Raw genomic sequence first — 7951 nt, forward strand, 5'->3', positions numbered from 1 at the left:
GGATGGTAAACGGGATCAACCTCGCGTTACAGTTCCTCGATAGCTTCGCGTTCATCGTGCTCGCCGCAGCGGGGTTGGCCATCATCTTCGGCATCATGGGCGTCATCAATCTGGCACACGGAGAGTTCATCCTCATCGGTGCCTACACCGCGACGCTGGCCGTAACGCAACTCGACCTCCCGCTTGTCGTGGCGATGCTCGTCGGTGGTCTGATAACCGGCCTCTTCGGGGTCCTGACCGAGCGGGTGATTATCTCCGGCGCCTGGCCCAACTACGTCAGCCAGCGGACGCTTGGCCGTGACATCATCGAGCCGCTGTACGACCGGCTGGCCGATTCGATGGTCGCCACGTTCGGGCTCAGCCTGATACTGACTCAGGGAGCTCGGATACGCTTCGGGAACTCAATCAACCAGATTGCCACGCCGTTTGGTGCGATATCGTACGGTTCGTTCTCCTACTCGACGTATCGGATCGTGCTGGCCGGGGTCAGCATCGGGCTGCTTCTGGCCACCTACTACCTGTTCACTCGGACGGATTTCGGGATGCGCGCCCGGGCGACGATACAGGACAAGGAAACGGCACAGGCCATGGGCGTCAACACTGACCGAATGTACATGCTGACGTTTGGAATCGGTTCGGCGCTGGCTGGACTGACCGGCGCGCTGTTCGCGCCAGTCATCTCGATGCAGCCGACGCTGGGCGACCAGTTTCTGGTCGAGGCGTTCGTCGCCGTCGTCGTCGGGGGGCCCAGCGTCGTCCTCGGGACCGCGCTCTCGGGCGGCGTCCTCGGGGCGATTCTGGCCACGTTCTCGAATCTCTACGGGACCTTCATCGGACGCATCGCGCTGCTGGTCGCCGCGCTGATTGCGCTCCGATTCCTCCCCGAAGGGATCACCGGCTTCCTCGAACAGGTACGGAAACGAAGACAGGAGAGCGAATAAATGTCGACAAACAGTGCAAACGGCGAGGCGGACAGGTCGCTCCCGAGCCGGCTCCGCAGCCGGTTCGAGGGGCCAAACACTATCGGGGAATCACGCGGGTTCTGGGTCGGCTTCGCTGTCGCCGTGGCGGCACTCGCCGTCTACCCAGCGTTCGGTGACGGCTCACAGCTGTCGCTGTTTATGGTGCTTGCCTTGCTGGGGCTTTCCCTGTCAGTCGTCTGGGGCTATTCGGGCGTACTGAGCTTCGGGCAGGTCGTCTTCTTCGGCATCGGGGCCTACACGTTCGGCGTCGTCTCGATCAACTTCGCGACTCCGGGCGGTATCACGGCTGCCGTCGTCGCCGGTATCGTCGGCGGTGGCCTCAGCGCAGCGATACTGGGCTATTTCATGTTCTATGGCGGGGTGCGAGACGTCTACGTGACCATCATCACGCTCGTTTCGACCATCGTGATGCACACGTTCATGGCCCAGACCGCGGGGTCCGAGTGGGCCATCGGCGAGGCTGCCCTCGGTGGGTTCAACGGGATGCCAGATATCCCTCTGTTGACCCTCGGGGTCGAAGGAGTCTCCTACCAGTTCATCTACAACCCGTTTCCGATGCGGATCATCGGTATCGGCGCGTTTGAGATCAGCCCGTTCTACTACCTCGTGCTGGTGTTGCTGGTCGGGACGTACCTCGGACTCCGAGCCCTCGTGAACTCCGACTACGGCCGTGTGATGGTCGCTGTCCGCGAGGACGAGGACCGCACCGAGATGTTCGGCTACAACGTGACCCGCGTCAAGTTCGTCGTGTTCACACTTGGAGGCGCGCTGGCGGGTCTGTCCGGCGTCCTGTACGCCGCGCGGAACGTCTACATCGACCCGACGGTGTTCTCGCTGCTGTTCGCGACGCTGCCGGTCATCTGGGTGAGCATCGGCGGCCGCAAGAGCCTGCTCGGGGCCGTCGTCGCAACGCTTGCCATCGAATACCTCCGCATCTCGATGGCGGGCGAACTGGCGCTGGTACTGCTTGGCACCCTGTTGCTGGTGACGATTCTGGTCCTTCCGAGCGGCTTCGTTCCGTGGCTCCATGAGCAGGCCATCGAAACCCGACTCGGCCCGGGCGAAGCTGGTGAAGCTGACGCCCCCGACGCACCGAGTGAGGTGAGTGACTAATGAGTGATACTGAAACCGAATCCGACGTCGATTCGCTCGGACCGAACGTCCGACAGACCGCCGCGGAACTGGCAACGGGTGACAGAACGGAGACGCTGCTGCAGACCGACGGGCTCGTCAAGCAGTTCGGCGGCTTCACCGCCACTGACGACGTGGACTTCTCGGTCGCCGAAGGGGAGCTACGCTGTCTCATCGGCCCAAACGGTGCCGGCAAGTCGACGCTGCTGAACCTGATTACCGGGACCTACGAGGCGAGCGATGGCAGTATCTACTACAACGGCCACGACATCACTGACTTGGACCCACACGAGCGGGTGTCACGCGGCATCAGCATGAAGTTCCAGGTTCCGTCTGTGTACGGTGACCTGAGCGTCAGAGAGAACGTCAGGCTCCCCGTCCAGCAGTTCGCCGACGGGGAGGAACGACGGCGGCTGGTTGCCGAGGCCATCGAGGCTGCAGGGCTTACGGGCTATGAAGATGTCGACGCCGGCCAGCTCTCACACGGTCAGCAACAGCAACTGGAAATCGGGATGGCTGCCGCGCTTGAACCCGACCTGCTCCTGCTTGACGAGCCGGTCGCTGGCCTCGACGTGGCCGAACGCGAAGCCATCGCCGAGCGAATCACGCGGCTCAACGAGGAGCAAGGCATCGCCTTTGTGGTTATCGAACACGACACCGACTTCGTCGCGAGTATCGCCGAAGAAGTCACTGTCCTGCACAACGGCGAGGTGTTCCGGGAAGGGCCGGTCGAGGAAATCGAATCCGACCCCGAAGTTCAGCGCATCTACTTGGGGGGTGAGTCGTGATGCTCGACCTCGACGACGTTTCCGCCGCCTACGACACGACACCGATACTGCGGGACGTGGACCTCTCCGTCGAGGCGGGGGAAATTGTCGGCGTGATGGGCAAAAACGGTGTCGGCAAAACAACGCTCCTGAAGACGGTGATGGGCTTGCTAGAGCCCAGCAAAGGGACCATCAGCTACGACGGCGTTGATGTGACCGACGCGAGTGCCGACGAGCGCGCCCGCGCTGGCATCGGTTACATCCCGCAGGGCCGGGACGTGTTCCCCAAGCTAACCGTCGAACAGAACATCAAAATGGGTGAGACCATCCGGTCTGACAGCGACGAAACGCTGTACGACCAGATATACGACTACTTCCCCGTGCTCGAAGAGCGGGCCAGTCAAGAGGCCGGCACGCTCTCTGGCGGGCAACAGCAGATGCTGGCCATCGGCCGCGCACTTATCTCGAACCCCGACTTGCTCCTGCTCGACGAGCCAAGCGAGGGAATCCAGCCCTCCATCGTCGACCAGATCAGCCAGGACATGCAGGCGATAAACGACGACCTCGGGACGACGATTCTGTTCGTCGAGCAGAACCTTGGGGTCATCCGTGAGATGGCCGACCGCTGTTACGCGATGGAGCGTGGCACGGTCGTCGACGAACTCGGCCCGTCGACGATTGCCGACGAGGACGCGATTGCGGAGTACCTCGCGGTCTGAGACGGACTGCTATCGCAGTTTTCGACTTCGTCGCTGGGCGGTCGCCGTCGGAACGACGGGTCGCCGCTCAGACCTGTGGTGGACTGTCTGCCAGCCGACTCATCCACAACCACGCGCAAGCAACCGAATCAACAGGGACTTGAGTACCCATCGTACAGACGTGTACACGAATGTCCGATCGTGATTCATGGATATCGAACCTCGGGTTCGTGCTTGCCGCTGTCGGCGGTGCGGCGGGTCTCGGGAACATCTGGCGGTTCCCGTGGCTGACTGCCGGAAACGGCGGCAGCGCGTTCCTCATCGTCTACCTGTTGGTCGTTGTCGGCATCGGCGTTCCGGGATTGCTCGCTGAATTCGTCCTCGGACGCTGTGGGCGACAGACGCCAACCGCGGCGTTGCGCTCGCTCACCGGATCCCGCTGGGGATCGTGGCTAGGCGCGTTTAACGTCCTCACAACGCTCGTCATCCTTTCGTTCTACTCCGTCGTCGGCGGGTGGATTCTCCGCTACACGCTTGTCTCGCCGGTCGGAGCGTACTTCGGGCAGCCCCAGCAGTACTTCGGGGCGATGAGCTTCGGACTCGAAGCGGTCGCCTTTCACCTGCTGTTCCTCGGCATCGTGGCCGCAATCGTCTTTTTCGGCGTGAGCAACGGTATCGAACGCGTCTCGAAGGTGATGCTCCCCGGCGTCGTGATTATTCTCCTCGGCCTCGCGGTCTGGACGGCCACCCAGCCGGGGACAGCCGCCGGTTACGCGTTCTATCTCAGTTTCGACGCTGAATACCTCGCCGCGAACTTCCTGAGCGTTATCGGACCAGCGGCGGGGCAGGCGCTGTTTACCCTTTCGCTGGGCGCTGGAGTCATGCTGACCTACGCCTCGTATCTCGACGATAGCGCCTCGCTTCCGCGAGATACGCTCGTTATCGCGGTCTCAAACACGTTCATCGGAGTCCTCGCCGGGCTGGTGGTCATCCCGCTGCTTTTCTCACAGGGTGTCGACCCCGGGCAGGGCGGTCCCGGCGCGCTATTCGTGGCGCTTGCGACGGCGTTTGCGACGCTTCCGGGCGGGAAACTCGTTGCGACAGCGTTCTTTGCGACTGTGCTGATGGCCGCGGTGACCAGCGGTATCAGCCTGCTTGAGACACCGGTGGCAACGCTCGTCGACAGCTTCGGCGTCCCACGACGCCGGGCGACGGTACTGGTATCGCTCCTGCTTGCGGCCACTGGGAGCGGGCTGTCGCTCACAAGCTCGGTGTTCCAGTTCGTCTCCGGCACGCTCGCCGACCTACTCCTGACTGTCGGACTGTTCGCGTTCACTGTCATCGTCGGCTGGCTGCTGCGTGGGGAAGCGCTGGCCGAGTTCCGCGCTGGAACCGACCGTTTCGAATGGCTAGCCAAGCCGTGGCTCCTGACCGTTAGCTGGGTGCTCCCCGTCGTCGTGTTGTTCCTGTTGACGAACACCCTCGCGTCGCTTGCCGGGATGTCTCTGGGACTCGGGGGTCGAGCGATTATCGCTGTCATTGGCACCGTCGCCCTGGCTGTCGTCGTTCGAAACGGAAGCCGGAGCGACCGGTTGAGTTCGCATTGACATCCTCCCCGCGCTAAAGCGCGAGGATTCCCCGAAGGGGATATTCAGGTTGCGCGTTTCCTCGGTTCTCAAGGACGCTTTCGCGTGGAACGTCAAAGGTAGCCGTCCAGTTGTGACCAGGGACGTGCTTTCCAGCGCGTTTAGCCCTGTCAATGGGGCCTTCCTCCCTGCATACAGCAGGCGTCAACGACGGCTGGCTATTCAACCAGCGAGGCAGCACGGTTCGCGTCAGCCGAACTGTTACGCCGTGCATGGGTCTCCCTCCCGTTGAGCGATATTTTCCGATGCGTTCAGATCAGCGTGACGTCCACGACCACACTCCGAACATGAAAAGTGGTCACCATCACGAGTCCCTGTCGAACCACACGCCGAACATCGCTGACTGGTGTGATATGCATCTACCTTCTCGACGCGGATACCAGCACGTTCGGCTTTGTACGTGATGAACTGTTGGAGTTGGTGGAAGTGCCACGAGTGAACGCCCGACCACGAACTGTCTTCGCGGATGCCTTCGAGGTCTTCCATCCGAATGACTGGGTTTGCGAACTGTTCGGCAAACGTGATGAGGCGACGGGAGAGTTTGTGATTCAGATCTGTGATTCGACGCTGTTCTTTGTCACCCACACGGTTGCGTGCGCGAAGCGCACCCGCCTCTGCAAGCGACTCGCGTAGGGAACGATATTTGCGCCGAACATACTTCGCCTCACCACCAGAGACCAACATGGACTTGTCTTCGCCGTGGGCTGTCGCAGCGAGTATGTGACGTTCGCCAATATCGACACCGATGGGTGTCTCACCCGCCGTGTCGGCGGCGTACTCAATATTGAACGTACAGTACCAATCGTCACCGCGACGGTAGACCTGGAGGCGGGTCTTGTCGGCGTCTCCTTCGACGAGTCGTTCTACGGGGTCGGCTATGTCGTCGTACACCTCTATCGGAGTGTACCACCACTGGGAGACGCATGGGAAGCCGACGACGACTGTGCCGTTCTCCGTCGTGTCGAGTTCCCAATTCTGATTATTGACGGCGAAGGGCTGACTCTCTCGGTAGCGAACCGCTCCATCTTTACTGTGGTCGGATTTGGCCTCCCGGATGGCCTGGTTCTGGATGGCCGAGTAGAGATTATTGTTGATGCTGGCGGTGGTCACGGATTTGTCGAAGTCGCCGTTTTCCCATCCGTCGATGCAAAACTGCTTGTTGTCACGGTAGAGCTGAGTAGCCTGTTGCCACTCTTTTCGCCGTGAGAGGGATGGATTGTGGAACTTCGCGGTGACAGCTACCGTGACCATTACAACTGTAATTATATTCTATATTGTAAATACCTGTTGGAATATCAGGCCGTGCTATCGACGGTGGTTGTGTCATCAACTGTCGGATTCATCCCCGCGCTGAAGCACGGGGCTTTCTCCTCGATTCTCCGTAATACGGGCTGTTGTGACCCGTCTCTTCTCTGTCGTCGTTGTAGCGGGGAACGATACCTACGACTATCCTTCCCGCACACTGTCCGCCAACGGCTCTTGTACGCCGCGGGGCCGAAAAGTACGCACCCTGTCTGAACTGTTTTCATACATCACTACGCGCGAGAACCCGTTGAATCGGTGTTACTGTTAAGAGCAGTCACGGACATGGCTACTCCGAGCGGCCTTACTCTGGAACGACGGTAACACTGGTCATCGAACGCAAACTGATACCTCTCCCTGTCACCATCACTGTTGAAGATCAGCGATGGGTCCGTACAATGTGTTCCGGCATTTCGTGGCCGCCGCCTGGTGCTAACACCCCTTGCAACTGCAGTAGCGCTCACAGACCGGGTTCGAACAGTCGGGACGACGCGCTGAGCAGAACTCTCGGCCGTGGGTGATAAGCAGGACGTGCAGTGGGTAAGTCAGTTCGTCGGGAATGAGTGCGTCTAGCTCGTCGTGGGCGCGCTTGTTAGTGGCCGACTCGGTTACTAACCCGAACCGCTTGGAGACCCGCTCGACGTGGGTATCGACAGCCATCGTTGGCTTCCCGAAGTGGAAGTTCAGGACGACGCTGGCGGTCTTTGGGCCAACCCCCTTGATGTCGGTGAGCCAGCCTTTCGCCTCCTCGGCAGGCATGGCGTCGAGAAAGGCAAGGGAATAGGCACCACCGGTTTCCTCGCGGATGGCCGCAAGCGCCCGCTGAATGCGGGCAGCCTTCTGGTCGGGCAGTCCTGCGACGCGGATGGTGTCGGCTAGTTTATCATGGTCTGCGGACTCAATGGCTTCGAAATCATCGTACGCCGCGAATAGCGCCTCGGAGGCTCGGCGCGTGTTCTCGTCGGCGACGTTCTGTGAGAGAATCGTCGTCACCAACTGTCGAACCCCCTCGCCAGGGTCGGCGCTGGCGTCGGCGCCGTGATCGCTCGTGCGTTCGACTGGGCCATGCAGTGAGACGAGATCGTCATGCAGGTCACGAACATCGGCGGCGTCCCACTTCTCAATCGTCGACATATTCCTTGACACGGACCGGACCGACTTCAAGACACTGACCCGCCGTTCGGTTTCGATCCGTGTCAGTCCACGCCGCCCCTACCCCCTGCCAGAAACGACTTTTGACGGAGCCACCCCACCCACCGTGTGACTGGTAGGCAGCAGCAATGTCGGGGCCTGTCTATCGGGGCAGTCCCCCATCACTAACAGCAATCGTGTGTAGTGATAGGGGGAGGTAATCACAGCGGCTCTGCCTGAATATAACGAGATGTAGTGTCACTGACTGTGGATTTCTTCTTAGCGATGCGAAA

At 60.8% G+C, this 7951-nt stretch carries 7 protein-coding genes; 5 read left to right on the forward strand and 2 right to left on the reverse strand.

Translation table 11 applies throughout. The features are described from left to right. Positions 1-2: 2 nt before the first annotated feature. From urtB to C437_RS05305, 5 genes are all read left to right on the forward strand, one after another. Entirely contained in the window at positions 3-941 is a 939-nt protein-coding gene (urtB, locus tag C437_RS05285; protein WP_004515865.1) for an urea ABC transporter, permease protein UrtB, read from the forward strand. Further along, positions 942-2096 carry an urea ABC transporter, permease protein UrtC gene (gene urtC, locus C437_RS05290; RefSeq protein WP_004515866.1) on the forward strand — a complete coding sequence of 385 codons (1155 nt, stop codon included), beginning with the start codon at positions 942-944 and terminating at the stop codon, positions 2094-2096. Beyond that, positions 2096-2902 carry an ABC transporter ATP-binding protein gene (locus C437_RS05295; RefSeq protein ID WP_004515867.1) on the forward strand — a complete coding sequence of 269 codons (807 nt, stop codon included), beginning with the start codon at positions 2096-2098 and terminating at the stop codon, positions 2900-2902. The genes urtC and C437_RS05295 overlap by 1 nt, the downstream gene beginning before the upstream one ends. Next, on the forward strand, positions 2902-3600 hold the full coding sequence (locus C437_RS05300) for an ABC transporter ATP-binding protein (protein WP_004515868.1): 699 nt from the start codon (positions 2902-2904) through the stop codon (positions 3598-3600). Before C437_RS05295 ends, C437_RS05300 begins: the two co-directional genes overlap by 1 nt. A gap of 170 nt (positions 3601-3770) precedes the next feature. Beyond that, complete coding sequence (locus tag C437_RS05305; protein WP_004515869.1) at positions 3771-5186, forward strand: sodium-dependent transporter; 1416 nt, start codon at positions 3771-3773, stop codon at positions 5184-5186. A gap of 240 nt (positions 5187-5426) precedes the next feature. On the opposite strand, the gene C437_RS05310 is transcribed toward C437_RS05305, so the two are convergent. Together C437_RS05310 and C437_RS05315 are read right to left on the reverse strand one after the other, a co-directional pair. Beyond that, positions 5427-6476: an RNA-guided endonuclease TnpB family protein gene (locus C437_RS05310; protein ID WP_004515870.1), complete on the reverse strand. Its 1050-nt coding sequence runs from the start codon at positions 6474-6476 to the stop codon at positions 5427-5429. 483 nt (positions 6477-6959) lie between these two features. Further along, on the reverse strand, positions 6960-7661 hold the full coding sequence (locus C437_RS05315) for an endonuclease III domain-containing protein (RefSeq protein ID WP_004515871.1): 702 nt from the start codon (positions 7659-7661) through the stop codon (positions 6960-6962). Between the last annotated feature and the right edge of the window lie 290 nt (positions 7662-7951).

The sequence above is a fragment of the Haloarcula vallismortis ATCC 29715 genome (assembly GCF_000337775.1).
GTDB classification, from domain to species: domain Archaea; phylum Halobacteriota; class Halobacteria; order Halobacteriales; family Haloarculaceae; genus Haloarcula; species Haloarcula vallismortis.

Excerpts from the sequence above, each read along its gene's own strand:
- urtB (WP_004515865.1), top strand. The coding sequence starts at position 3 with ATGGTAAACGGGATCAACCTCGCGTTACAGTTCCTCGATAGCTTCGCG.
- urtC (WP_004515866.1), top strand. The coding sequence starts at position 942 with ATGTCGACAAACAGTGCAAACGGCGAGGCGGACAGGTCGCTCCCGAGC.
- C437_RS05295 (WP_004515867.1), top strand. The coding sequence starts at position 2,096 with ATGAGTGATACTGAAACCGAATCCGACGTCGATTCGCTCGGACCGAAC.
- C437_RS05300 (WP_004515868.1), top strand. The coding sequence starts at position 2,902 with ATGCTCGACCTCGACGACGTTTCCGCCGCCTACGACACGACACCGATA.
- C437_RS05305 (WP_004515869.1), top strand. The coding sequence starts at position 3,771 with ATGTCCGATCGTGATTCATGGATATCGAACCTCGGGTTCGTGCTTGCC.
- C437_RS05310 (WP_004515870.1), bottom strand. The coding sequence starts at position 6,476 with ATGGTCACGGTAGCTGTCACCGCGAAGTTCCACAATCCATCCCTCTCA.
- C437_RS05315 (WP_004515871.1), bottom strand. The coding sequence starts at position 7,661 with ATGTCGACGATTGAGAAGTGGGACGCCGCCGATGTTCGTGACCTGCAT.